The organism is Ignavibacterium sp. (assembly GCF_025998815.1).
GTDB lineage: Bacteria > Bacteroidota > Ignavibacteria > Ignavibacteriales > Ignavibacteriaceae > Ignavibacterium.
The window spans coordinates 3,113,287-3,138,397 of sequence record NZ_AP026678.1 but is presented as its reverse complement, the minus strand read 5'-3'; the positions used below and the strand labels follow the sequence as shown (position 1 = coordinate 3,138,397).

Annotated in this window: 24 protein-coding genes; 7 read left to right on the top strand and 17 right to left on the bottom strand. The window is 34.4% G+C overall.

Annotated elements, in window-relative coordinates; translation table 11 throughout:
• Positions 1–44 precede the first annotated feature (44 nt).
• The 7 genes from Q0X14_RS13555 to Q0X14_RS13525 form a co-directional block, all read right to left on the bottom strand.
• The gene (locus Q0X14_RS13555) at positions 45–815 is read right to left on the bottom strand and encodes an MBL fold metallo-hydrolase (protein WP_297839690.1); all 771 of its coding nucleotides are present in this window, start codon (positions 813–815) and stop codon (positions 45–47) included.
• A 1-nt stretch (position 816) separates the two neighbouring features.
• The gene (locus tag Q0X14_RS13550; protein WP_297839687.1) at positions 817–1,539 is read right to left on the bottom strand and encodes an SPOR domain-containing protein; all 723 of its coding nucleotides are present in this window, start codon (positions 1,537–1,539) and stop codon (positions 817–819) included.
• 42 nt (positions 1,540–1,581) lie between these two features.
• Positions 1,582–2,931 (bottom strand): tRNA (N6-isopentenyl adenosine(37)-C2)-methylthiotransferase MiaB, encoded by a 1,350-nt coding sequence (gene miaB / locus Q0X14_RS13545; protein WP_297839684.1) that lies wholly within the window; start codon positions 2,929–2,931, stop codon positions 1,582–1,584.
• Between the two features lie 11 nt (positions 2,932–2,942).
• Positions 2,943–3,098, bottom strand: a complete 156-nt coding sequence (locus Q0X14_RS13540) for a hypothetical protein (RefSeq protein ID WP_297839681.1) — start codon at positions 3,096–3,098, stop codon at positions 2,943–2,945.
• A gap of 122 nt (positions 3,099–3,220) precedes the next feature.
• Entirely contained in the window at positions 3,221–5,257 is a 2,037-nt protein-coding gene (locus Q0X14_RS13535) for a S9 family peptidase (protein ID WP_297839679.1), read from the bottom strand.
• 125 nt (positions 5,258–5,382) lie between these two features.
• The gene (locus Q0X14_RS13530; RefSeq protein WP_297839677.1) at positions 5,383–7,569 is read right to left on the bottom strand and encodes a S46 family peptidase; all 2,187 of its coding nucleotides are present in this window, start codon (positions 7,567–7,569) and stop codon (positions 5,383–5,385) included.
• Positions 7,570–7,768: 199 nt separating this feature from the next.
• Positions 7,769–8,122, bottom strand: a complete 354-nt coding sequence (locus Q0X14_RS13525; protein ID WP_297839673.1) for a hypothetical protein — start codon at positions 8,120–8,122, stop codon at positions 7,769–7,771.
• Between the two features lie 143 nt (positions 8,123–8,265).
• Here Q0X14_RS13525 and Q0X14_RS13520 point away from each other — a divergent pair, with 143 nt between their 5' ends.
• Both Q0X14_RS13520 and Q0X14_RS13515 read left to right on the top strand, forming a co-directional pair.
• Positions 8,266–9,612, top strand: a complete 1,347-nt coding sequence (locus tag Q0X14_RS13520) for a phosphomannomutase (protein WP_297839670.1) — start codon at positions 8,266–8,268, stop codon at positions 9,610–9,612.
• 174 nt (positions 9,613–9,786) lie between these two features.
• Positions 9,787–10,992 (top strand): glycosyltransferase family 39 protein, encoded by a 1,206-nt coding sequence (locus Q0X14_RS13515; protein WP_297839669.1) that lies wholly within the window; start codon positions 9,787–9,789, stop codon positions 10,990–10,992.
• Here the strand turns inward: Q0X14_RS13515 and Q0X14_RS13510 are convergent.
• A complete protein-coding gene (locus tag Q0X14_RS13510) occupies positions 10,987–11,517 on the bottom strand; it encodes a DUF2911 domain-containing protein (RefSeq protein WP_297839664.1) in 531 nt (176 codons plus the stop codon). The genes Q0X14_RS13515 and Q0X14_RS13510 overlap by 6 nt on opposite strands.
• Positions 11,518–11,519: 2 nt before the next feature.
• The gene (locus Q0X14_RS13505; RefSeq protein WP_297839662.1) at positions 11,520–12,662 is read right to left on the bottom strand and encodes an aminotransferase class V-fold PLP-dependent enzyme; all 1,143 of its coding nucleotides are present in this window, start codon (positions 12,660–12,662) and stop codon (positions 11,520–11,522) included.
• 120 nt (positions 12,663–12,782) lie between these two features.
• Here Q0X14_RS13505 and Q0X14_RS13500 point away from each other — a divergent pair, with 120 nt between their 5' ends.
• Genes Q0X14_RS13500 through Q0X14_RS13485 form a run of 4 tightly spaced genes read left to right on the top strand, consistent with a single transcriptional unit; the run spans position 12,783 to position 18,490 of the window.
• Positions 12,783–15,239: an AAA family ATPase gene (locus Q0X14_RS13500; RefSeq protein ID WP_297839659.1), complete on the top strand. Its 2,457-nt coding sequence runs from the start codon at positions 12,783–12,785 to the stop codon at positions 15,237–15,239.
• The gene (pyk, locus tag Q0X14_RS13495) at positions 15,239–16,675 is read left to right on the top strand and encodes a pyruvate kinase (RefSeq protein ID WP_297839656.1); all 1,437 of its coding nucleotides are present in this window, start codon (positions 15,239–15,241) and stop codon (positions 16,673–16,675) included. The genes Q0X14_RS13500 and pyk overlap by 1 nt, the downstream gene beginning before the upstream one ends.
• 1 nt (position 16,676) lies before the next feature.
• Positions 16,677–17,702, top strand: coding sequence for an AmmeMemoRadiSam system radical SAM enzyme (amrS, locus tag Q0X14_RS13490; protein WP_297839653.1), 1,026 nt, complete (start codon positions 16,677–16,679; stop codon positions 17,700–17,702).
• Positions 17,703–17,716: 14 nt separating this feature from the next.
• A complete protein-coding gene (locus tag Q0X14_RS13485) occupies positions 17,717–18,490 on the top strand; it encodes an SDR family oxidoreductase (RefSeq protein ID WP_297839650.1) in 774 nt (257 codons plus the stop codon).
• 3 nt (positions 18,491–18,493) lie between these two features.
• On the opposite strand, the gene Q0X14_RS13480 is transcribed toward Q0X14_RS13485, so the two are convergent.
• Complete coding sequence (locus Q0X14_RS13480) at positions 18,494–19,105, bottom strand: L-threonylcarbamoyladenylate synthase (protein WP_297839648.1); 612 nt, start codon at positions 19,103–19,105, stop codon at positions 18,494–18,496.
• Positions 19,106–19,308: 203 nt separating this feature from the next.
• On the opposite strand from Q0X14_RS13480, the gene rpmB reads away from it, so the two are divergent.
• A complete protein-coding gene (gene rpmB / locus Q0X14_RS13475; RefSeq protein ID WP_297839646.1) occupies positions 19,309–19,548 on the top strand; it encodes a 50S ribosomal protein L28 in 240 nt (79 codons plus the stop codon).
• A 356-nt stretch (positions 19,549–19,904) separates the two neighbouring features.
• Here the strand turns inward: rpmB and rplI are convergent, their stop codons facing one another.
• The 7 genes from rplI to Q0X14_RS13440 form a co-directional block, all read right to left on the bottom strand.
• Positions 19,905–20,348 (bottom strand): 50S ribosomal protein L9, encoded by a 444-nt coding sequence (gene rplI / locus Q0X14_RS13470; protein WP_297839645.1) that lies wholly within the window; start codon positions 20,346–20,348, stop codon positions 19,905–19,907.
• Between the two features lie 18 nt (positions 20,349–20,366).
• Positions 20,367–20,597 carry a 30S ribosomal protein S18 gene (gene rpsR, locus Q0X14_RS13465; RefSeq protein ID WP_290664691.1) on the bottom strand — a complete coding sequence of 77 codons (231 nt, stop codon included), beginning with the start codon at positions 20,595–20,597 and terminating at the stop codon, positions 20,367–20,369.
• The gene (locus Q0X14_RS13460) at positions 20,581–21,090 is read right to left on the bottom strand and encodes a single-stranded DNA-binding protein (protein WP_014559464.1); all 510 of its coding nucleotides are present in this window, start codon (positions 21,088–21,090) and stop codon (positions 20,581–20,583) included. Before Q0X14_RS13460 ends, rpsR begins: the two co-directional genes overlap by 17 nt.
• A 28-nt stretch (positions 21,091–21,118) precedes the next feature.
• A complete protein-coding gene (gene rpsF / locus Q0X14_RS13455) occupies positions 21,119–21,541 on the bottom strand; it encodes a 30S ribosomal protein S6 (protein WP_297839637.1) in 423 nt (140 codons plus the stop codon).
• A gap of 93 nt (positions 21,542–21,634) precedes the next feature.
• Positions 21,635–23,836, bottom strand: coding sequence for a sodium-translocating pyrophosphatase (locus tag Q0X14_RS13450; protein WP_297839635.1), 2,202 nt, complete (start codon positions 23,834–23,836; stop codon positions 21,635–21,637).
• A 9-nt stretch (positions 23,837–23,845) separates the two neighbouring features.
• Positions 23,846–24,451, bottom strand: coding sequence for an aminoacyl-tRNA hydrolase (pth, locus tag Q0X14_RS13445; protein ID WP_297839632.1), 606 nt, complete (start codon positions 24,449–24,451; stop codon positions 23,846–23,848).
• A gap of 6 nt (positions 24,452–24,457) precedes the next feature.
• Positions 24,458–25,099, bottom strand: a complete 642-nt coding sequence (locus Q0X14_RS13440; protein WP_014559460.1) for a 50S ribosomal protein L25 — start codon at positions 25,097–25,099, stop codon at positions 24,458–24,460.
• Between the last annotated feature and the right edge of the window lie 12 nt (positions 25,100–25,111).

Sequence of the window (25,111 nt, the reverse complement as noted above, 5' to 3'; positions counted from 1 at the left end):
GCTGTAAATATAGCATATTAAATGTTTCTTTAGAAGGTAATAAATCAAAAGACCTTAACTTCAAGTCCATCAAAAGTCAGGACAATTTGACCATTATCGAAAGTTTGAGAAGCCAGAAAATCTAATATTTCCTTTTCTTTTTCATCAGGAATGTGGATTAGATAAGTAAATGATGGATTAAGTTTCTTGATTGCGTCTGCCAGTTCATTCAAGTGAATGTGAGTTATTTCACAGAGCAATGTATCAATCGGTTCAGAAAATAAAAGTAAGTCATTGGCACTACCAATATCTGATGTGAAAAATATTTTTTTATCTAAATGAGTGAACAAAAAAGATGGTGAAGCAGGAGAAATCTTATAGCTTTCATTATAAATTTTATACTTATCGAAGTGTGAATTCTGCCTGGTAAGAAATTTCAAATCATCATTTATGATAAATTCTTTTTCATAAAAAAATTCTTCAAATAGAATTTCAAAATTCATTCTTTCAGGAATAATGAAAGAACTTAATAAAAAATTTTTAATGAAGGATAAATTAAGTTGATGAGAAATAATATTTACAGGTTTAGTTCTTCCATTAAGTTTGAAGTTTGTCAACAAACCTGCAAGTCCGGCAAAATGATCTGAGTGAAGATGCGATATTATAATCTTATCAATTGAGTTTAACTCAATATTTTGTTGCAGCAAAGCTCTGGAGATTCCTTCTCCACAATCAATAAGAATCTTTTCTGAGTGAGTGTTTATCAGTAACGAAGTGAAATTTCGTTTAAGCGAAGCTTTTGCAGAGCCGGTTCCAATGAATTTTATTTTAAGCACATTACAATTTTTCTTTTTCTACAATTCTTCCGTTAAGATTATATCTTGAATTTAACTGCTGTAAAAATTTTTCAGCATCGGTTCTTGAATTAAACTTTCCGGCATATATAACATGAAAAGTAGTTCCACCAATATTCTTTTCTTTCATTTCACAGTAAATACCTTCAGATTCAAATTCGGATTTTAATCCCTGTGCATTTTCAATTTTAACAAAAGCTCCTGCCTGAATTGTGAATTTATAATCAGAATCATTCTTAACCTGCACAGGTTTTTGAATTTCTGTTGTTTCTGTTTTTTCGGTTGAAGCCGTTTCTTCTTTTGCTTCTTCCTGACTTTTTGCCATTTTGATGTAAGGAGAATCCGGATATTTATCGGTAAGATTCTTTAATACTTTTCCGGCTGTTTCATAAAATCCTAAAGCATAGTAGTAAGAATATATTCTGTAAAGCGCTGCGTCTGCATAAGGATTGTTAGGATATTTTTCCACAAAGTCCTGGTAAATGGAAACCGCGTCCTGACCGTTTTCGGTTAATACACCTTCAAGAAAAATAAGATTGGCACTTTGAGGATTATCTTTTTTAAGCTTTGGTAGAAGATTTTTTACTGCTTTACTTTCACCTTTTTCAATCTGCTTCAGATAAGGAACAATATCTACTTCCTGAGCAAATGAAATAACATTGAGTATAATTGAAAGGAAAATAATCGGGAAAAATATTCTATTCATTTTTGAAGAAATTATTTTTATAACATCTGAAAATTAGATGTATTAAGCACTAAGAACAACACTACTCTTTTCAAATACAATGTGAGAAAGATATTCACCAAAAAGAGTTGCGGATGTAGCTTTATTAATTTTTACCCGGACATAATCTCCCGGTTTGATATTTTCTTGTGCCGGAATGATTGTAACTTTATTTGTATCAGTTCTGCCTGATAAAAATTCATTTGATTTACGGCTGAATCCTTCAACCAAAACAATTTCTTCTTTACCAATTAAACCTTGATTTATTTCATACGAAATCTGCTGTTGAAGATCGATTATTTCCTGCAATCTTTTTGTCTTTACATCTTCAGGAACATCATCACCCATTTTGTAAGCTTTGGTTCCTTCGCGTGGAGAATATTTGAACATATAAGCTCCATCATAACGAACCTGACGCATTACTTCTAATGTTGCCAGATGGTCTTCCCAGGTCTCAGTAGGAAATCCTGCAATAATATCAGTTGAAAAACTTACACCCGGAATAATCTTCTTTGCTTTATCAATAAGATTAAGATAATGTTCAATCGTGTAAGTTCTGTTCATCAGCTCAAGAATTCTGTTTGAACCAGATTGAACAGGTAGATGAATATAATTGCAAATGTTTTGATGCTCAGCAATAGTATAAAGAAGTTTATCTGATAAATCCTGTGGATGTGAAGTAGTAAAACGAATTCTCATCGAAGGATCAACTTTGGCAGCTGCAGCGAGTAAATCAGCAAAATCATTTTCTTCATCACGATAGGAATTAACATTTTGTCCGAGTAAAGTAACTTCCTTAAATCCTCTTACAGAAAGATCTTCAATTTCTTTAACGATTGAATTAAGCGAACGGCTTCTCTCTCTTCCCCGCGTAAATGGTACAACACAAAAGGTACAGAATTTATCACAACCTCGCATTACGGAAATCCAGGCAGACAGACCATCTTCTCTGTGAGGTTCAATATCATCATAAGTTTCAGTTCGCGAAAGTTTAACACCAATTCCTTTATCACCATTGAAAGCAATATCAATATATTCCGGTAACCTTCTGTATTCATCTGGTCCAACCACAACATCAACAATTTTCTTTTCTTCAATTAAGTCTTTTCTTAATCTTTCTGCCATACAGCCGAGAATACCGAGAACAAGCTCTGGTTTTTTTGTTTTAAGATTTTTCAGATTACCAAGTCTGCCATAGATTCTTTGTTCTGCATTATCCCTAATGCTGCAGGTATTGAGCAGAATTATATCAGCATCTTCAGGATTTTGAGCTACAGTGTATCCTTGTTTTTTCAGAACGCCCAAAACAATTTCAGTATCAGCGAAATTCATCTGACATCCGTAAGTCTCTATGTAAACTGAGCCGTTTTTCATCAAATAACCAATTATACTTTAGTTAATAAATAAAGAATTATGTTTAGTATTATAAATGAAAGAGTAAAGAAAATAATATCAAACCATCTTTTCTTTCTTTTAACTTCAATATGTCGGTCGAAGTTAATGCGTTTTGCCTCCTCATCAACTTTCATAAAACCGAACATTCATTCTCCCGTCAATTTTTATTAAAAATTTTGCGCCGCAAGATAACTAAATTGCTTTTTTTATCAACACAAAATTGTGTGACTGATTTAATACTCGAAGCTAAATAAAATTCGAAAACACTTTAATCAAATTCCAGATATTTTGCAGGTAATCTGTCTTTGGGATAACCGCTTTTCAGATAATATTCAAACCAGTCGAGTGTTCTGACCAGATAATCATATCTTGAAGTATTCTTACTATTTCCGTGACCTTGTCCGGGATAAAATACCAACCTTACAGGAGCTTTGCCATGAAGCTTTAACGCTCTGTAAAGTTCAAGACTTTGAGATGGATGAACTCTCGGGTCTTCTTTGCCATGCAAAATTAAAGTTGGTGTTTTACTCTGATGAGCATATCGAACAGGACTTCTTTCCCAAACAAGTTGTTCATTTTCGTGAGTCCAGAATCCCCAGTGGACATAATAATCTTCGTATGGAATATCTGTAGTATTTCTTTTCGAAATTTGATTTGAAATTCCAACAAATACCACTGATGCTGCAAATCGATCTGTATATTTTGTTGCAGCCCAGGCAGAAAAGTATCCACCGTAAGAACCTCCACCAATTCCAACTTTGTTTTTATCAACCAACCCTTGTTGAATCAGATAATCGATTCCATCGATAACATCTTCAAATTCTTTTCCGGCAAGATCACCAAAACCCATCATAGTGAATTCAACACCTCTTCCGGATGAAGCACGATAGTTAGGCATAAATACAAAGAAATCTTTTGCGGCTGCAAATTGTCCCCACGAACCATAACCTGTTTCCCAACCATTCTGAACTGCAGCTTCAGGTCCTCCGTGTATGTAAGTAATTAAAGGATATTTCTTACCTTGCTCATAGTTAAGAGGATAAATAAGAACTCCCTGAATCTTTAATCCATCTTTTGCCGGGAATTCTATTTTCTCCTGCTTAGCAAGTTTAACAACTGATAGCCAGTTATTATGATTTGTAAGTTTTATTAAATTTTTCTCTTCAAGATTAAATACAAACAATTCATTAGGATGTTCTTTTGTATTGCCTGCAAAACAAACATCATTATTAAGTAAATCAAAATTTCTGAGTACTACTTTACCTGGTTCAAGAAGCAATTTACTTGACTTTTCATTAATCTTTTGTTCCCGCAATGTTATATCAACTCCTTCCTCAGATGAGAAGATTAAAGTATTGTCATCTTTCCATCTTACCATAATCACTGAGCCCTCAAATCCTTCGGAATAATTCTTAAGTTGTGAGAATTGTTTTGTGTTTGGAACATCGCAGACAAAAAGACTTCCGCTGACAGCATCATTTACACTTGAGGCAGACACAAATGCCAGCTTTGTTCCATCAGGACTGAATGAAAACTGAGTGAGCTTTCCGGGATTATCAACCAATTTATATTTTATTCCTGTTTCGGAATCAATAACATAGAGTCTCTTAAACATGTAAGAATCATCAACAAGATTTTTATCTGCTATTGCAGCAGCAATATTCCTGCTATCTGATGACCATTCAAACTCAAATACAGATGAAGCTGTTGTAATTTGTTTTACCGATTTATCGTTCAAATTCATTACATACAAATTTCTATGCTGAAATTCTTCTTCATAAATTTCAGCATCAAAGCCACGACTTAGCATTTCCTGTTTTCCTTTGCTTTTATCTTCAAGTCTAATAAAAGCTATTTTCTGACCATCGGGACTTATTTTATAAGCTAGTACATCAGTTTGCTCAGTAGTTACTAATTTTGGAGAACCGCCATCCGAATCAATGTAGTAAACCTGATTCGTTTTCTGTTCACCAATCTTTCCTAAAAAATAAATTTTTTCTGATTCGGTGTCCCATTGTATCGAGGAAACAGAAATTTTATTTGCTAATAAACCTACACTTTGCTGGTCTTCAACATTATATACATAAAGATTATTGTAATTACTTCCGGGTTCTTCATTAAGAGGACGCGGAACATTAAGTGTGTATGCTATCATTTTACCATCCGGAGAGAAAGCTGTTTCACCAACACTTTTAATTTTGAACAAATCATCTGGTGCAAGTCCGCGATTCTGAGCATTAACTGATAAAGATGCCAGAAAGAATAGAACGATTATTACAGTATTTAACCGAAGTATTTTTTTCATCACAATCCTCCGAAAAGTTGTGGATATTCTACTGCTAAAATAAAGATAAACTTTCCATTAGGGAATAAAAAATGGCTGACCTGAAATCAAGCCAGCCATCGCTAAGAAATGTGAATGTTAAGATATTATTTCATCATCTTGCTGTTCTGTAATTCGTAACTCAGTCTCTTAAGTTTATAAACTTTATCAATTGCCTCGACCATTCCTTTTGAGTGAACGGAAACAGTTCTGTTCTCTTCTGTTCTGAAAATAAAATTACCAGGCAAAGATTGGATATTTCCATCGAATGCAAGTCCAACAACTTCCGCATTCTTGTTTATTACCGGACTACCGGAATTTCCACCAATGATATCATTGGTTGAAACAAAATTAAACGGAGTAGATAAATCTAATTCTGCTGGCGGTGTAGTCCATCTATCAGGAAGATTCCACGGAAATTCTTTATTGAAAGAATAATATCTGTCATACAAGCCATAGAAAGTAGTAAATGGAGGTGCAACTGTTCCGTTGTATGGAAAACCATCAACAACACCATCAGAAATTCTTAATGTAAATGTAGCATCAGGTGGAATAGATGTTCCGTAAACTTCGAACAAAGCTTTTCCAAGCTGAGATGAATAACTGTCTTCAAGGTCAAGTAACTCCTTGTTACGCTTCTGAATTTTTTCAATTGTTTCTTTTGAGTTCAGTGCAAACTGAATGAAAGGATCATCGGAATTAAGAATTGCATCAGGACCTTGCTTAACCAATTCTTTAATCTTTTCTGCACTTGTTATTTTTGACTTCGAAAGGATATAATCAAGTGCAGCTTTTCCGGTTTTACCTCCGGTAAAGTTTTTAACAAGAGGATCATTCATTCCCACATATTTAACCATTACATCGATTCTGTTCTGCAAAAGTCTTTGTTGCATTTTTTCATCAAAATCTTTCGGGAAAATTGATGCAACAGTATTATCCAGTTCTTCGCCAACATAAAGTTCATCTCTTTCGCTTTCGGGCTTCTTTAGTTCTTCTGCAACAGAAATCAACTGGTCAGCAATTAAGAAATATTGTGGAGTTGTAAATCTGTTTTTACCGAAAGCAAAATTTTTGTTTGAAACATCTCTTAATTCTTTTCTGATGTTAGCAATCTTATCCCAGAGGTCACCGTATTTTTTATTGAGTTCAGGATTTGCTTTGACCTTTGATTTGAAAGTTTCCTCAAAATCGATTTTTCTTTTCATTAAAATCGGATCTCTTAAACCTTTCAAAATTCCTTCGAATGCTTTTTTAGAATTTTCAAAACTGAAAATCATATCCTGTAATTGAAGTTTCCTTTCAGGATTTTCTTTCAACATATTTTTATAAAGATCAATAAGACTGTTCAGAAGTTCAAGTGTTCTCGGATATTGAATGTCTCTCATAAACTCAAGCTGGGCAACAGTATTTAGTCTATCAGTGTTACCGGGATTACCTACTACAAAAACAGCTTCTCCGGCTTTAGCTCCATCTTTACTCCATTTCAGGAAATGCTCAGTTTTAAGTGGTTGACCATTTTCATCATAAACACGGAAGAATGAACAATCAAGATTGTATCTTGGATATGTAAAGTTATCCGGATCACCGCCAAAAAATCCGAGCTGATCTTCTGGTGCAAAAACCAATCGAACATCTTTATATCTTTTGTAACCATACAAAGAATATTTTCCACCATTGAAAAGTTTTGTAACAGCAACTTCAAGTCCGGTTTCTTTGGCTTCACGATCTTCAATTTTCTGTATTACATCATCTTCAAGCTGAACTCTCTCTTCATCGGTTTTTGCAACTTCAACAGCTTCCATTACTTCCTCAGTAACATCTTTAATAAGAACTAACTGATCCACATACAATCCCGGAACAGGTCTTTCATCTTCAAGTGTTGCTGCAATAAATCCGTTTGCGTGCAAATCTTCACCTTCTCGTGTAACCTGAGTTACGCTTTGTCTTGCACAATGGTGGTTTGTCATAACCAACCCATCCTCAGATACAAACGATGCTGAACAGTAATTTGCAAATCTTAATGCAGACATTCGAACATGATCAAACCACTCTTGTGTTGGTCTGAAACCATATTCCTTTTCAAAATAATCTATTGGCGGGAATTCAAATGTCCACATTTTACCGGTATCAAAAGGACCGGCTTTCACAGTATCGAGATTCATCCAATCGGATGACTGAATAGTAGTGCCTGAATTACTTTGAGCCTCAGTACTTACTGATGCACAGCTTGTTACTAACAAAGTAATCGAAACAAGCAAAAAAAGTTTTAGTGAATCAGATAATCTTTTCAACATAGATTTTCCTTTTAGTTTTTAATGATTTGATAAATATTCGATTGGAAAAATAAAGAAAAAAATTTTTCTTACGGATAAGAAATGATGATGAGCGGTTATATATTTTGATAAATGAATAAATGGATAGACTTTACTCATTGAATAGAATAATCCACTTCCGCAGGGCGAATGATAATAAGTTAAATTATCAGATTGCTAATCAGATATATGAATCTGGTTGATATAACGGTTCAACTTCCCATTCATCTTCAATTGTTCCGATGCAATGAGAGCATTTGGGAACCGTAAAAACAACTTTCTCTTCATAAGGTGCAACACGAATAAAGTTCAAAACTGTTTTACAGCTTGAACATTGCACTATGTGAGATGTTGTTATCTTTCTGCTGCAATCTGGACAAAGGTAACCTAAATCTCCCGGTGCTTCGTCAGGATGCACGAGAAATATAGAGTTACATTTCGAATTATTGCATTTAGCGAAGTGCCATTTGACTGTATCAGTAGTAGCGATAACTCTCTCCGAAATTATTACGGGTGATAAACTAATATCCTTCATGATAAAAGTCCATGTAAAAATCAGTCTCTATCAAAAAATATTTCATTAAATTGCGTGCGAAAGTAAAACTATTTTTACGAAGCAAAAAAACCAAAAATAATTCACTGAAAAATAATTCTTTGATATTCATACAGGAGACTTTTATGGAAAGATTAGAAAGTTTTAAAGCTTATGATATAAGAGGCAAAGTTCCTTCAGAACTAAACTCAGAGCTTGCTTACAAAATCGGGAGAGCTTTTGCCAAACTTGTTTCTGCTAAAAAAATTGTAATCGGTCACGATGTCAGAAAATCTTCGGAAGAACTAAGTGATGCTCTTGCAAATGGTTTGATGGACAGCGGAGTTGATGTAATTGATATTGGTCTTTGCGGTACTGAAATGATTTATTTCGCAACACCTTTTCTTGATACCGACGGCGGAATAATGATTACAGCCAGTCACAATCCTCCTGAATACAATGGAATGAAATTCGTAAAACGCGATTCTGTACCTGTTGGGTATAGTTCCGGTTTGAATGAAGTTGAAAAAATGATACTGACAAACTCCTTTGATCCTTTGGCAGAAAAAAAAGGTTCGTTTAAAAAAATAGATGTGATGAAAGAATTCATAAGCAACCTCAGAAAGTTTTATGATCCGGCTAAGATTAAGCCATTTAAAATTGTAGCAAACTCTGGAAATGGTTGTGCAGGACTGGCAGTTAATGCGATAGAACCTTTACTTCCGGTAAAATTGATAAAAGTTTTTAATGAACCTGATTCAAATTTTCCTAACGGAGTTCCAAATCCACTTTTACCTGAAAATCGTCAATCAACTATTGATGCTGTTCTTAAAAATAAAGCTGATCTCGGCGTTGCCTGGGATGGTGATTATGACAGATGCTTTTTCTTTGATGAAAAAGGTAATTTTATTGAAGGATATTACATTGTCGGTTTACTTGCAAAATCAATTCTTCTAAAAAATCCGGGCGAAAGGATTGTTCACGACCCAAGATTGGTGTGGAATACTTTGGATGTTGTGAAAAGATATGGCGGAGTTGCTGTTCAATCAAAAAGTGGACACGCATTCATAAAAGAAAAGATGCGCGAAGTAAATGCTATATACGGTGGTGAAATGTCTGCTCATCATTACTTCCGCGATAATGCTTATTCCGATAGTGGAATGATTCCGTTCCTTCTCATCCTTCAACTGATGTCTGAAGAAAATAAAAAGCTGAGTGAACTCGTTGAAGAGATGATTGCTGCTTATCCTTGTTCCGGGGAAATAAATTCAACAATTGAAAATCCGAAAGCAAAGTTAGAAGAAATTGAAAAAATTTATTCTGATGGAAAGATTGATAAGACAGACGGCTTAAGTGTTGAATATCCTGACTGGAGATTTAATTTGCGAATGTCGAACACTGAACCGATAATTCGGTTAAATGTTGAATCAAGAGGCAACTATAAACTGATGGAAGAGAAGACAAAGGAGTTACTTGAGTTAATCAGATCTTAAAAAAACAGATGAGAAGCTGTCTCAAAAGTCTCTTTTATAGTTATTGCGAGGAGACTTAGACGAAGCAATCTTGTAGTTTTGTTCAAAAAATAGATCACTTCGTTTTATTCGTGATGACAAATATAACTTTTGAGGCAGTCCCATCTTTTGTTAATCATAATATTCAACCTTGTGATGAAAAAACTTTCCGCAAATCAGCTTTGGTTTATCTTCTCTATATTATCATTATCAATAATTGGAATAATTGCAATTCATTGTCCTTTAAGAGGCGATGAAAAACATATAATCGACACTATCAAATTATTTACAACTGATTTATCGTTTAAAACAATAAAAGATTATCCCGAAGTTACTCCACCACTCTTTTACATTATATACGCTTTATGGGCAAAGATTTTTGGATCAACAATTGAAAGCCTAAGGATTTTTACATTACTGATTGCGTTAATCACCTGGCAATTAGTTTTTTATCTGATAAGCTTATTTGTAAATAAAAACAAAGACTCTTTTCTTCTTTCACTTTTGGTTATTATTAATCCTTACTTTTTTGGTACAAGTATTTTTGTTTTTACAGATATGTTAACGATTATGTTTTCTCTATCTGCCGTTATTCTGTTCTTAAAAGATAAGTATTATTTATTTTTAATTTTTAGTTCACTTGCGATTCTTTGTAGACAATATGCAATCATCTTTCCATTAGCAATTATAGTATTTTCAATTATTAATCTATTTATTAAAAAACCAATAAATAGAAGATATATTTTTGGTACTGTTTTAACTTTTTTGCCACTGTTAGTTTTATTTTTTGTATGGGGAGATATTCTACCGGTAAGTGGAATGCGGAAGTGGATTGTTCCTGCCAAAAACTTTTATAATATCAGTTATATAAATACTTATTTAACTTTTTCAGTTGTCTATCTTTTACCATTAGTTATTTATTTTATTTATAAAAGTATCGGATTAAATTTTTTAAATGCCGGTATTGCGGTAATTATTTGCTTAACATTTTTACAATTTCCAAGTCAACCATCTGCAGCAACACTTATGCAGGCTAATATCAGAACGGTTGGTTTTGCTAATATTGCATTTGTAAAAGTGTTTGGAGAAAACAGTCTTATGTTAAAAGTATTTTTGGGAATATTACTTTTTATTGGCTGCTATGTTAATGTGATATTAATAAGATATTTTCTCATTGACATAAAAAATAAAATTTACGACAAGAAAATGATTTTAGTAATAGTATGGATTTTATTTTTATTAATAATGCCATTTTCTTATCAGGTTTGGGAAAAATACCTGACAATGGTACTTCCATTTTTAATGCTTAGCATCTACTTATTATTGGATATTGAGCACACAAAAATAAAAGTGAAATTATAATTTAACTTCAACTTTAAATGGGACTCTTAATTTTTCCCATTCCAGTCTTATAATTGCCGATGTATCAGAAGTCTTGGTAATCGTATATGTAAGCCATTCCTGCATATTCCCTTTTTCCGGTTTAACTTTTATTCTCAAAGCATCCTGTGATTCATTATACTCAAATGCTCCCCATTGATCAGCAACTTTATTGAAAATTAATGTCCATTCATTTTTCCCTGGAATTGCAAAGAAACTGTACGAACCGGCTTTCAACAGTTTACCTTCTATTAAAACATCCGTACTGAAAATAAATTTTGTAGCTTCATTTGCACCAGCACGCCAGACCTGGTTGTATGGCACCAATCCGCCCCAGATTTCTCTTCCTTTAACACCCGGTCGACTGTAAATTATTCTGACTTCCGTGAAGCCAACTACCTGCATTACTTCTGCTTTAGGACTTACTCTAACTTTTTCTTCTTTATTCTGTGCTAAAATTGTAAAAGAAAATAATGAGAGCATCAGTACCAATAATGTTTTTATCATATTTAATCCTTATTTGTTATGAATTTCCTGATTGATTTAATTACAACATCAATATCTTCAAATGTATTATAAAAATGTGGTGATAATCTTATAAAACCTTCGCGTAAAGAACAAACAATTTTTTCTTCCTCAAGATGTTTAAACAATTTTTCTGCGTTATCAACTTTGAAGGTTGTTATTCCTGAATAAAACTTTTCATCTACTTCATCAAGCAGACTTTTAATTCCCATCTCATTTAATTTTTTACGAAGATACTTAGTGTTTGAAATTACTCTTTCTTCAATTCTGTCAAATCCAAAATCCTTTAATAATTTTAAAGATGTATTGAAGATGTAAATGCCAAGCGAATTAAGAGTTCCTCCCTGATAAACATTAGCAGACTTTTTCAAATTCATTTTATAATCCAACAAATTCCAGGCATCTTCAACTGAAAGCCAACCGACATAAGCCGGATTAAGTTTTCTCTGCAAATCTTCGGTAAGATAAATAAATGCAAGACCTTGAGCACCAAATAACCATTTTTGTGTTCCGCAGGAAAGAAAATCTATTTTGAATTTCTGAACATCAAAATTCATTGCACCAATTCCCTGAATACCATCAACCGAAAAAATTATATTATTCTGCCTGCAAAAGTTTCCGAGCTTTTCAAGTTCAATTTTATATCCCGATAAAAACTGAACGAAACTAACGGAGATTAATTTTGTCTGTGGTTTTACATTTGCAATAATATCTTCTGCAGAGACAATTCCATTTTTTGATTTAACAAAATCAACCTGAACACCAAATTTTTCCAGGTTAAGAAACGGATAAACATTTGCGGGAAATTCAATATCGTTCAATAAAATTCTGTCGCCCTCTTTCCATTCAATTCCGGTTGCAAGAATATTTAAACCGTTACTTGTGTTATCTAAAAAAGCAATTCTGTCAGGTTTAGCATTAATCAATTCACTTAAAAGAATTTTGGTTTCTTCATAAACTTTAAGGAAAGAAAAGTAATCATCAATTTTCGTTTCTGATTTTTCTTTCAGCAGTTCAGTAATTCTTTCTCTAACAGCCAAAGATACAGGTGCAGTTGAAGCATGATTAAAATAGATAATTCCTTTTTTAATAAACGGAAATTGTTGCCGGAATTGTTCAACATTCATAAAAAGTGTCCTTTGATGGCTGTCTTTGAAAATATTTTAAAGAATGTTTAGTTTGACATCGAGAAAAATAATTTAAAGTATATCATTCCTCTCACTCCAAAATAAATATGAGGAAACACTATGGCAAATCCTAAAGCTCCTGCTCACAGAGAATTAAAGCCCGAAGAATTAAGATGGAAATGTAATCCCGAAATTTTTGAATTCGAATCAACAGAAGATCTTGAACCGATTGAAGGAATTCTTGGTCAGGAAAGAGCTTTAAAGGCAATTCGACTCGGAGTTGATTTAAGAAGCCCTGGTTACAATATCTATATTGCAGGACTTTCCGGTTCCGGAAAAGCAACAACAGTAAAGAAAATGTTAGAAAAGATTACTGCAAAATGTCCGGAACTTCACGATTATGCTTATGTAAATAACTTTAAAGATCCTGATCAACCAATGCTCTTAAAGTTTCCAAAAGGAAGAGCAAAAGAGTTTCGTCAGGATTTACAATCAGCAATTGAAATCCTTAAGCAAAGAATACCTCTAGCTCTTGAGAGTGATTTATATCTTACTCGCAAGAAAAATCTGATTGATGAGTACAATCAAAAAGAACAGGAGTTGATGAATTCATTTGATAAAGAATTACGTAAAAAAGGATTCTCACTTGGACAAATTAAAGTTGGTGAAGTAATCAGACCAGACATACTTCCGCTGATTGATGGAAATCCTGTTCCGATCTTTCAAATTGAAGAGCTTGTAACTCAGAATAAAATTTCAAAAGAGCAGGCACAGGAAATTTTCAAGCAATATCAGGATAGTCAGCAAGATCTTCAGATGTTGTTCAAGAAAGGATTAAAGATAAGTCAGGAATTTCAGGAAAAACTTCAACAGCTTGAACGGGATAGTGCTGAAATAATTGTCAAAGGAATTTTTGAAGGACTTAAAGAAAAGTATGGCTCAAACTCTGTTTTAAATTTTCTGAATCAGGTTGAAGAAAATATTCTTAGCAATATTCAAATATTCAAAGGCGTTAAACCGCTTGGCGAAACAACTCAACAAGGCGTGGAAATTGACTACTTCAGTGATTACGATGTGAACATCATTCTCGATAATAGCGATACAAACGAATGTCCCGTAATAATTGAAACCAATCCAACTTTTGTAAATCTTTTCGGAACAATTGAACGGGTAAGCGATGGGCACGGTGGATGGTATAGTGATTTTACAAATATTAAAGCCGGTTCACTACTTAAGGCAAACGGTGGTTACCTTGTATTGAATGTTCTTCATTTATTCGAAGAACCAGGTGTTTGGAAAACGCTAAAAAGAGTTCTCACTTATAATAAATTAGAAATTCAGGAATCACCATTTCTGTTTTCACTTTCATCTACATCATTGAAACCTCAGCCAATTGATATTGAAACAAAAGTAATTTTAATCGGCAGTCAAATCATCTATTCATATTTGAGTGAACGCGAATATGATTTCAAAAAAATGTTTAAAGTGAAAGCTGATTTTGATTATGAAATTAACAGGACTGATCACAATATTCAGGAATATGCCAAAGTAATTAAGAAACTTATTAAAGAAGAAAACCTACTTGAGTTTGATAAATCTGCAATTGCCTACCTGCTGGAGATAAGTGCAATTTTTGCAGGAAGGCAGGATAAATTGAGTACAAGATTTTCACGCATAGCTGATGTAATGCGCGAAGCAAGTTTCTGGGCTAAGGATGATGGGCAAAATATTGTTTCTGATTTCCATGTTCAGAAAGCTTACAGAATGGCGAAAGACAGACATGGAATGCTTGAATCAAAAATCACTGAGATGTATAAAGACAATCTGATTTTAATTGACACTCAGGGTGAAAGAGTAGGACAAATAAACGGACTCGCAGTTTACGATGCAGACTTTTATTCTTTCGGAAGACCAACGAGAATTACCGCAACTGTTTCACTCGGAAGTGGAGCAATAATTAATGTTGAACGCGAAGCCGGAATGAGCGGAAGACATTATAACAAAGGCGTTCTGATTATATCAGGTTATTTCCGCGAAACATTCGGACAGGATATGCCTTTATCATTCAATGCTAATCTTGTGTTCGAACAATCCTACGGAATGGTTGAAGGAGATAGTGCTTCCTGCACAGAAATTTTTGCTTTGCTGTCTGTTCTTTCTAACTTACCACTAAAGCAATCAATTGCTGTTACAGGTTCTCTTAATCAAAAAGGAGATGTTCAACCTATTGGTGGTGTCAATGAAAAGATTGAAGGATTTTTTGATATCTGTAAATTGCAAGGATTCACAGGAACTCAAGGTGTTATCTTTCCGGTTCAAAACATAAGAGATTTAATGCTCAAGGAAGAAGTTATTGAAGCAGTAAAGAAAGGGATATTTCATCTGTATCCGATTTCCAGAGTTGAAGAAGGTATTGAAATACTTACCGGAGTTAAGGCAGGAAAAAAGACAGCAAAAGGTTATGAAGCTGGCTCTGTTTTTTATCTTGTAGAAAAGCGAATAAGAGAACTCTACGAGAAATCAAGACAGGTTCGAACTCAGAATAACAATCAACAAAAAAAGAAAAGTAAGAAATAATGCCCGAAGCAGTTGAACATATTGCAAAAACAAAAATACTTGCTACGCTTGGACCGGCAACAGCAACAGTCGAACAAATTAAAAATCTTATTTATGCCGGTATTGATGGAATAAGATTAAATTTTTCTCATGGCGATTTTAATTTCTTCGAAGAAATTTTCAGGAACATTTATCTTGCCTGTGTAGAAGAAAAAACTCCACTTGCTGTTCTGATTGATTTGCAAGGACCAAAAATCCGGATTGGTGAACTTGCAGAGCCAGAAATTCCGGTAAAAGAAAATGACATAATTGAAATCACAACTGAAAAAGTTATCGGAACAAAAGAAAAGATTTCCACGACTTACAAATATCTTCCACGAGATGCTGAAGTTGGTAATCTTATTTTGATTGATGATGGTTTGATTCGCCTTTCAATAATTGAAAAAACTGAGAGCTCAGTAATTTGCAAAGTTCTGAACAACGGAACTTTGAAACCAAGAAAAGGGATGAATCTGCCTGGGATGAAACTAAGCACCCCTTCAATCACAGAAAAGGATTATGAAAATCTTGAGTTCGCACTTAAACACAGAGTTGATTTTATCGCGCTGTCATTTGTTCGTAGTGCCGAAGATGTAATTGAATTAAAGAACTGGCTCTTGATGAAAGGGAAAGAAATTCCCGTAATTGCAAAAATCGAAAAGAAGGAAGCCGTTGAACAGATTGATGACATATTAAAAATTGCTGATGGAATTATGATTGCCCGCGGTGATTTGGGTGTTGAGCTTCAACCTCAGGAAGTTCCTGTTTTGCAAAAATCAATTATAAGAAAATGTAATTGTGCAGGAAAGATGGTAATTACTGCAACGCAGATGCTCGAATCAATGATAAACTCACCAATTCCAACAAGAGCAGAAGCATCTGATGTTGCAAATGCTGTTTGGGATGGAACTGATGTTGTAATGCTAAGTGGCGAAACTTCTGTTGGAAAATTTCCTGTAAGAACCGTTCAGATAATGAATGATATACTTAAAAATGCAGAAGAACATTCTATTGCTAAAAAAGAAATGGATTATCTGATTCCGGATTCACTTCAGGAAAAGTTATTTGATTCTGTTGGAAGAGCAGTTGTGTCAATCAGTCATCAGACAAATGCACAGGCAATTGTGGTATTTACAGAAAAAGGAAGAACAGCAAGATTGATTTCGAAATACAGACCTAAAGCAAAAATCATAGCTGTTTCAAACAACTTTGAAACAATGAATAATCTTTCATTACATTGGGGTGTAATTCCAATTTTTTCGGAGAAGATTGATAAAGAACATATTGCAATTGAAGAAGCCAAAACTTCTATACTTAATTCAGGACTTGCAAAATCAGGCGATCTTCTTATTTTTACAGCCGGAGCTCCTTATTCAGAAAAGAGCAGAACAAACTGGATAAGATTTGAGGTGATGTAATATGAGAACATCAGAACTTAAAGAAGCAAAGTGGTGGCAACCTACGGAAAAAGGAAAAATACTTTGCACACTATGTCCACGGTACTGTGAAATTGGCGATGGACAACCTGGCTTCTGCTACATTAGACAAAACATTGGCGGAAAACTTTATTCAATCGGCTACGGAAGACCAACAGGATTTGCAATTGATCCGGTTGAAAAAAAACCACTGAATCATTTTCTTCCGGGCACATCTATCTTATCTTTTGGAACTGCTGGTTGCAATCTTGGTTGTAAGTTTTGTCAAAATTGGTCAATCAGCAAAGCAAAACTTGATGAGACATATTCGGTAGAAGCTTCACCTGAGGATGTTGTTGCATTGGCAAAAAAATATAAAACACCTTCAATCGCATATACTTATAATGACCCAACTATTTTCGGAGAATATGTAATTGACATTTCCAAACTTGCTCGTGAAGAAGGAATTAAGAATGTAATGGTAACTGCCGGCTATATTGATAAAGAGGCAAGGAAAGAAATCTATCAGTACATTGATGCCGCTAATGTTGACTTAAAAGGTTTCACTGAAAGATTTTATTTCAAAAATACTTTATCTCATCTCGATTATGTGCTTGATACAATCTACTGGTTAAAACATGAAACTAATGTCTGGATTGAACTAACAACACTTTTAATTCCGGGTGAAAATGATTCCGATGATGAAATAAGAAAGGAATGCGAATGGATATTAAAAAATCTTGGTGAAAATGTTCCAGTACATTTCACTGCATTTCATCCGGATTTTAAGATGAGGGATAAATCACCGACTCCTCACTCAACATTATTAAGAGCAAAAAGAATTGCTGAAACAGAGGGAATAAAATATTGTTATGTCGGAAATGTACTTGATTCGAAAAATCAATCAACATTCTGCCCTAACTGTAATTCACTTATGATTGAAAGAAACTGGCATAACATAAAATTTCATAACTTTGAAAAAGGAAAATGCACAAAGTGCGGTTTCCATATTCCGGGAATATTTAATTAAAAAGGATTTCAACAATGGTAACTCTTGAAGGAAAAACTGTTCTTATAACAGGCGCATCATCAGGTATTGGTAAAGCATGTGCAGAAAAATTTGCTGAACTAAATGCCAAACTAATTTTAACTGCAAGGAGAAAAGAAAGAATTGATATTCTTGCCGAAGAGCTAATTCAAAAGTATAAAGTTGAAATAATTTCCTCTAAATTGGATGTCAGAAATTTTAATGAAGTAAAATCGTTTTATGAATCACTTCCTGATGAATGGAAAACGATTGATATACTTGTAAACAATGCAGGGCTTGCACGCGGTCTTGATAAATTCTATGAAGGCAAAATAGAAGATTGGGATGAGATGATTGACACAAATATTAAAGGATTGCTTTATGTCTCCAGAGTTATTGTTCCCCAAATGGTTGAAAGGCAAACAGGCCACATCATTAACATTGGCTCAACTGCCGGACACGAACCTTATCCAATGGGCAATGTTTATGTTGCAACCAAGTTTGCCGTGAAAGCTCTAAGTCAGTCATTCAGAATTGATGTACTTGAAAAAGGAATTAAAGTAACAAGCGTTGATCCCGGTATGGTTGAAACAGAATTCAGTAAAGTAAGATTCCGTGGAGATGACGAAAGAGCAAAAAAAGTTTATGATGGTCTTCAGCCGTTAACTCCACAGGATGTTGCAGATGCTGTTATATATGCTGCAACAAGACCAAAGCACGTAAATATAAATCAGATTATACTCACTCCTTTAGCTCAGGCATCATCGAATTTTGTTCACAGAAAAAAGTAGAGCTTACTGAAAAATACTTATGTCGCCTGCACCTTCTCTAACTACGACTGGCTCCTCGCCACTGAGGTCAATAACACTTGAAGGTTCTGCAATAAGGTTACTTGATGCGAGCATCAAATCAACCTGAGAGTTAAAAACATTTTTTATTTCGTTCGGATCTACAATCGGATCGCCCAAGCGGTTTGTAGTGCTCGTACTTACAATCGGGTTACCGAGTCCAGAAACCAATAATTTACAGACATTATGTTCGGGCATTCTTATTCCAACAGTTTTTCTCTTACTCCAAAGTTTTTTAGGAACCTCTTTGGCTGCCGGCAAAATGAATGTATAAGGACCGGGCAAAAGTTTTTTCATAATCTTAAAAGCATAATCAGAAACTTTGGCATATTTACTTATATCCTTAAAATCAGAAAAAATAAAGCTGAAAAGTTTCGTATTCGTTTCATTTTTTATTGCAAGTAATTTTTCAATACCTTCCTTATTATAAAGATCACAACCAATTCCGTAATATGTATCTGTCGGGAAAATGACTATTCCACCATCCCGTAGAACATCAATTGCTTTATTAATGAATCTGATTTGTGGGTTAACAGGATGTAATTCATAGAATTCCATATCTCATCCTTTCAAATTTTTGGAAATAAACGATTTGCTTAAGATTTCAATTATAAATTTAGCAGTTCTTAAATAATTGTCAACATCAATAGTTACTTTTAATAGAATTTTTTAAAAAATTTTTGATGGAAAGTTTTCTGATTAAGTATAAACTTTCTATATTTGTTGCTCAAAATTGGAATATTAAGAAGGAGTAATTAAAAATGTCGAGAAGATGTCAGGTAACAGGAAAAGGACCTGTTTACGGAAGCAGTATTTCGCATGCTCACAACAAGACAAACAGAAGATTTTTACCAAATCTGCAGAAAAAGAGAATTTGGGTTCAGGAGCTTAATCGTTTTGTAACCTTAAGACTTTCTACCAGTGCAATTAAAACAATTAACAAAAAAGGCACCGCTCACATTGCCAAACTGATTAAGGAAAACAAGATTAAGGTCAGATAAATAATCTTTAAGTTTAATGGAATTCAAATTAAAGGAAGCCGATGCGCTTCCTTTTTTGCTTTATGCTAAGCGGGGAAAGAAGGTATAAGGAAATAAGGGTTTTAAGCTAGTTCCTTAAATAATTCATCTTCAAGTTAAATTATCATCGGTTAAATTCTCTTATTCATTCATCCAATCAATTTTACCTAACGAAGGTAGGCAAATCAATAATTCTGAAAATCGTTTTAAAACTTAGTTGGTACATCTTATTAGTAATTCTTTTATGTTTTCATTTCGACCAGACTTCTAACAAATAAAAAAGGGCTTGTCAAAAAAAATTTCGAGCAAGCCCTTTGTAAAAGTTACAGTTTAGATTTTTATTCTCTGACTACCCAAACCTTAATCTTAGCACTTACACTCGGATGAAGTTTAATATTTACATTATAAATACCAAGTGTTTTGATTTGTTCTTCCATTTCAATTTTTCTTTTATCAATATCATGACCTTTTTCTTTCAACGCATCGGCAATCATTTGAGTAGTTACACTTCCGAAAATCTTATCTTCTTCACCAACCTGAACAGGAATGGTAACAGAAATTTTCTCTAATTCGGAAGCAAGAGTTTCAGCAGCTTTAAGTTCCTGCTGATTTCTTTTTTCAACTACTTTCTTTTCTTCCTCGAGTGCTTTGACATTGCCTTTAACAGCAACATAAGCAAATCCTTTTGGAATAAGATAGTTTAAGGCATAACCGTCTTTTACATCAACAATCTGCCCTATTTTTCCAAGTTTATCAATATTTTGTCTTAAAATTACTTTCATTATTTCACCCTTTCCGAATTACCTTACAGTATCAGCAACATAAGGCAGCAGAGCCATATGCCTTGCTCTCTTAATAGCAATCGCCAATTGTCTTTGATATTTAGCGCTTGTACCTGTAATTCTTTTAGGAATAATTTTTCCCTGCTCAGTAATAAATTTCTGAAGCAGTTTAACATCTTTATAATCGATGTATTTTATACCAGCTTCAGTAAATCTGCAGGTCTTCTTTACTTTAATTTCCTTTTTCATCTTTTGATTCCGTTCCTGATTGTTTAATTAAGTTTGACTCTTCATCTGATAAAAATTTATCAAATGAATCTTCTGTATAATCATTATCATCTTCACTTACACTGGTAACTTCATCTTCTTTAAGTGTACCGTTTTCGGTTCCGATTAATCTTTTATTCAAGAATTGAATTCTTCTTGCTTTAATTTCAACAATGCTTCTGTTATGCCCATCTTCAGATTTCCAGCTTCTGCTCTGAAGTTCACCATCAACAAGTACAGCAGAACCTTTCTTAAGTCTGTCTCTGCAACTTTCAGCAAGTTTATTCCAGGCAACAACACCAACATAGCAAACATCTTCCTGCCATTGGTTTGAGCTGTCTTTGAACTTTCTGTTAGAAGCAATAGAGAAATTAACAACAGGGGTTCCGTTGGTAGTTTCTCTGAAGACAGGATCCTTAGTAAGATTTCCTGCAACAATAACATAATTAATTTCGGGCATTTTCAATTCAGCCATTTGTAACCTCCGTACTAATCGTTATAAATTAATTTTTGTCGTTATCTTCAATTTCTTCTTCATCTTCCTCAACCTGAAGATTAACTTCAGTTTCAGGAATAGATTCTTCTTTTAAGGAAACACTTTGGGTTTTATTTTTTTCGATTTGTTCGAGAGCTTCCTTACTAAGTTTAATAGTAAGGTAACGAAGTATATGCTCATCGAGATTGTAAAATCTCTCAAGCTTTGAAACTATGCTACCCGGAGCATCAAATCTGAAGATTGCATAATAACCAATCTTACTTTTATCTACCGGATATGCTAGTCTTTTTCTTCCCCAATTTTCAAAATCGCGAATTTGTCCACCGTTTGTGGTAATGAACTCTTTAACGCGATTTATAACATTTTCGATTTGATTATCTTCTAGTGCAGCGTTAATTAAAATTGCACTTTCGTATACACCTGATTTCATTCAGTCTATTCACCTCCCTTTGGACTTTAGGCCCTTACATTAAGCAAGAGCAGGGTTTATTGACATATGTTAATTAAAAAAAGCGCTCCAAATCTACTTAATAAGAGGCGCAATTACAAGAGCTACAACGGACATCAGCTTGAGCAGAATATTTAATGATGGTCCTGATGTATCTTTGAACGGATCGCCTACTGTATCACCTACAACCGCAGATTTATGAGCATCAGAACCCTTGTAATATTTTTGTCCATCAAGCTCAACACCTTCTTCAAACATTTTCTTTGCATTATCCCAGGCACCTCCGGCATTTGCCTGGAATATAGCCATTAGAACTCCTGTAACAGTAACACCTGCAACAAGACCGCCAAGCATTTCTTTTCCACCAAGAAATCCTGTAAGAATTGGGACAATCACTGCAAGCAATCCTGGAAGTAGCATTTGTTTAATAGCAGATTTGGTTGAAATCTCTACACATTTTGCATATTCTGCTTTTCCATCAGCTTCTTCAAAAGTTGTTAAATCCTCTTTACTCCATTCTGAATGTTCCTTGCCTTGATTTTTACGCATCACTTCAAGAGCAGCTTTTAGCTGAGGAATAGATGTGAATTGTCTTCTTACTTCCTGTATCATAGACATTGCAGCTTTTCCAACTGCCTGCATTGCAAGTGCAGAAAATAAGAATGGAATCATTGCACCGATAAGTAAACCAGCCATAACCTGAGCTTTTGAAATATCAATAGCTTTGATATTTGCTGAAGTCATATAAGCACCAAATAAAGCTAATGCAGTTAATGCAGCAGAACCAATTGCAAATCCTTTTCCAATAGCAGCGGTTGTGTTACCAACAGCGTCAAGTTTATCAGTCCTTCCGCGAACTTCTTTTGGTAGTTCAGACATTTCAGCAATTCCACCAGCATTATCTGAAATAGGACCATAAGCATCTACTGCTAATTGAATTCCGAGAATTGAAAGCATACCAACGGCTGCAATTGCAATTCCGTATAATCCACCAAAGTTGAATGCAATAACGATTGCTAATGCTAACACTAAGATTGGAATAGCTGTAGAAAGCATTCCTACACTAAGACCCGCTATAATATTTGTAGCGGTACCTGTGACTGATTGTTGAGCAATTCGCGTAACAGGTGGTTTACCGCTTCCGGTAAAATACTCAGTAATCATTCCAATCATAGCGCCGGAAACAATTCCAGCAAATGTTGCAACAAAAATTCCTGTTGAAGTATATAAATTACCTTTTACAGGATCAGCCCATTCATATAATGGGTCCTGATAATACCAGCTTTCCGGTAATAACCATTTAATTAAAACCCAGGAGGACGCAATCATTAAAAATCCGGCAACCAGATTTCCTTTATTCAATGCTTTTTGTGGATCACCACCTTCTTTAACTCTCACGAAAAAAGTTCCTATCATTGACATTACAATTCCAACGGCAGCAATTACCAAAGGAAGCATTACTGCACCAAGTGAAAAATTATTTATGAATTCGGGAATTGTAAAGAAAGCAGCACCAAGAACCATTGTAGAAATGATTGAACCCACATAAGATTCAAATAAGTCAGCACCCATACCAGCAACATCACCAACATTATCACCAACATTATCTGCTATGGTAGCTGGATTAAGCGGATGATCTTCAGGAATTCCTGCTTCAACTTTCCCAACAAGGTCAGCACCAACATCAGCTGCTTTAGTATAAATTCCTCCTCCAACTCTTGCAAACAATGCGATTGACGAAGCACCGAAAGAAAATCCTGTAATTACAGTTATAACTTTTGTAAGATCATCAGCAGTATTTATACCGAAAGTATCGCTGTAAAAAATGAATAATAATCCCAGACCCAGAACTCCTAATCCAACAACTCCCATTCCCATTACAGAACCACCAGCGAAAGCAATTTCTAAAGCTTTACCAAGACTTGTCCTTGCAGCATTTGTAGTTCTGACATTTGCTTTAGTAGCAACCCGCATTCCGATAAATCCAGCTAATGCTGAACAGAAAGCTCCAACCACAAAAGATACTCCAACTAACGGAGACGAATTTGCTGCAGTTGAACCACTATATGCAAGAAGAGCAGCAACAACAATTACAAAGAATATTAAAACTCTGTACTCGGCTTTAAGAAAAGCCATTGCACCATCAGCAATGTATTTTGAAATACGCTGCATTTTTTCTGTTCCAGGATCTTTTTTGGAAATCCAGGCAGATCTCCAGAAAGTATAAATTAATGCAAGAACTCCCAATAATGGTACAAGGTGAATTATGAGATCCATGATTATCTCCTAACTTCCGTTTGAATCTTTAAGATTATTTTTTAATTGATTTTTTATTTTACTATACTCGGATAAGCAGGAATTATAACCTCCGACAATAAATGCTCTGATTATTGCAGAGGTATATTCAAATGTTTCATAAAGTTTTTTCAATTCTGTTTCATCAAAGTCAGATAGCACATACTCAGCTAAGTTTCCCTTTTCAAAGTCGCTTCCTATACCTATTCTTAATCGGGGAAAAGCATCAGTATTAAGTGAATATATTATTGATGCTAAACCGTTATGACCGCCGTCGCTACCGGATTTTTTTAATCTGAAATCAAATTCATTCAAATTAATATCATCAACAACAATAAGAACATCCTGAACCGGAATGTTGTAAGAACTAATCAGGTCCTTTACAGCTATTCCGGAATTATTAACATAAGTTGTTGGCTTTGCCAGTATAAAAGGATTTCCTTCAACATCCCCTTCAGTAAAATAATAATCATACTTTGAAGGTATGAATCTAATTTTTTGCTTTTCAGCAAAATGATCTAATGCAAGAAAGCCCACATTGTGCCTGTTGAACTGATATTTTTTACCAGGATTTCCAATTCCAACAACGGCATGCACAATGAGTTATTCTTCTTCCTCTTCTTTAGGTTTACCTTTGCCAATTACTTCTGGTTCTGCAGGAGCTTCACCCTCAGCAGCAGGGACTTCCTCTTTCTCTGCACGAGGATGAGTAACAGAAACAACCAAAGCATCGGCACTTGTGATAAATGAAATTCCCGGAACACTTAAATCAGAAACATGAATAGAATCTCCGATTTTAAGATTTGTTATATCAACTTCAATATGTTCGGGAATATCTGTTGGTAAGCATTCTACTTCCAGCTTGTGGGCAAAATGCTGAACAACTCCACCTTCTTTTACTCCAATAGCGGTTCCTTTTAATAATACCGGAACCTCGAATTGAATTTTTTCTCCAACCTGCAAACCAATTAAATCAAAGTGAACAATTTTATCCGTAACAGGATCAAACTGAACATCTTTAATTACGCAGTCATATTTTTCACCACTATCTAAACTAAGAGAAATCCAACTTGTTTTGGATGTGAATACCAATGGCTTTATTGCCGATTCAGGTACTTCTATAGTAATCGGTTCGTGATGTTTAGAATAGAAAACACCCGGAACTTTACCACTTTTTCTCAACTGATTTAAAGCTGATTTAGTAGGTGTTTGTCTTTTCTTTGCTTCTAAAGTTACTTTATCCATATTTACTCCAGA

Excerpts from the sequence above, each read along its gene's own strand:
- rpsR (WP_290664691.1), bottom strand. The coding sequence starts at position 20,597 with ATGAAAAAGGAAATTAAAGTAAAGAAGACCTGCAGATTTACTGAAGCT.
- Q0X14_RS13550 (WP_297839687.1), bottom strand. The coding sequence starts at position 1,539 with ATGAATAGAATATTTTTCCCGATTATTTTCCTTTCAATTATACTCAAT.
- rplI (WP_297839645.1), bottom strand. The coding sequence starts at position 20,348 with ATGAAAGTAATTTTAAGACAAAATATTGATAAACTTGGAAAAATAGGG.
- amrS (WP_297839653.1), top strand. The coding sequence starts at position 16,677 with ATGAGAACATCAGAACTTAAAGAAGCAAAGTGGTGGCAACCTACGGAA.
- rpsF (WP_297839637.1), bottom strand. The coding sequence starts at position 21,541 with ATGAAATCAGGTGTATACGAAAGTGCAATTTTAATTAACGCTGCACTA.
- Q0X14_RS13525 (WP_297839673.1), bottom strand. The coding sequence starts at position 8,122 with ATGAAGGATATTAGTTTATCACCCGTAATAATTTCGGAGAGAGTTATC.
- Q0X14_RS13485 (WP_297839650.1), top strand. The coding sequence starts at position 17,717 with ATGGTAACTCTTGAAGGAAAAACTGTTCTTATAACAGGCGCATCATCA.
- Q0X14_RS13450 (WP_297839635.1), bottom strand. The coding sequence starts at position 23,836 with ATGGATCTCATAATTCACCTTGTACCATTATTGGGAGTTCTTGCATTA.
- Q0X14_RS13505 (WP_297839662.1), bottom strand. The coding sequence starts at position 12,662 with ATGAATGTTGAACAATTCCGGCAACAATTTCCGTTTATTAAAAAAGGA.
- Q0X14_RS13535 (WP_297839679.1), bottom strand. The coding sequence starts at position 5,257 with ATGAAAAAAATACTTCGGTTAAATACTGTAATAATCGTTCTATTCTTT.
- Q0X14_RS13460 (WP_014559464.1), bottom strand. The coding sequence starts at position 21,090 with ATGGCTGAATTGAAAATGCCCGAAATTAATTATGTTATTGTTGCAGGA.
- pyk (WP_297839656.1), top strand. The coding sequence starts at position 15,239 with ATGCCCGAAGCAGTTGAACATATTGCAAAAACAAAAATACTTGCTACG.
- Q0X14_RS13480 (WP_297839648.1), bottom strand. The coding sequence starts at position 19,105 with ATGGAATTCTATGAATTACATCCTGTTAACCCACAAATCAGATTCATT.
- Q0X14_RS13500 (WP_297839659.1), top strand. The coding sequence starts at position 12,783 with ATGGCAAATCCTAAAGCTCCTGCTCACAGAGAATTAAAGCCCGAAGAA.
- Q0X14_RS13440 (WP_014559460.1), bottom strand. The coding sequence starts at position 25,099 with ATGGATAAAGTAACTTTAGAAGCAAAGAAAAGACAAACACCTACTAAA.
- Q0X14_RS13540 (WP_297839681.1), bottom strand. The coding sequence starts at position 3,098 with ATGTTCGGTTTTATGAAAGTTGATGAGGAGGCAAAACGCATTAACTTC.
- Q0X14_RS13530 (WP_297839677.1), bottom strand. The coding sequence starts at position 7,569 with ATGTTGAAAAGATTATCTGATTCACTAAAACTTTTTTTGCTTGTTTCG.
- Q0X14_RS13515 (WP_297839669.1), top strand. The coding sequence starts at position 9,787 with ATGAAAAAACTTTCCGCAAATCAGCTTTGGTTTATCTTCTCTATATTA.
- rpmB (WP_297839646.1), top strand. The coding sequence starts at position 19,309 with ATGTCGAGAAGATGTCAGGTAACAGGAAAAGGACCTGTTTACGGAAGC.
- miaB (WP_297839684.1), bottom strand. The coding sequence starts at position 2,931 with ATGAAAAACGGCTCAGTTTACATAGAGACTTACGGATGTCAGATGAAT.
- Q0X14_RS13520 (WP_297839670.1), top strand. The coding sequence starts at position 8,266 with ATGGAAAGATTAGAAAGTTTTAAAGCTTATGATATAAGAGGCAAAGTT.
- Q0X14_RS13510 (WP_297839664.1), bottom strand. The coding sequence starts at position 11,517 with ATGATAAAAACATTATTGGTACTGATGCTCTCATTATTTTCTTTTACA.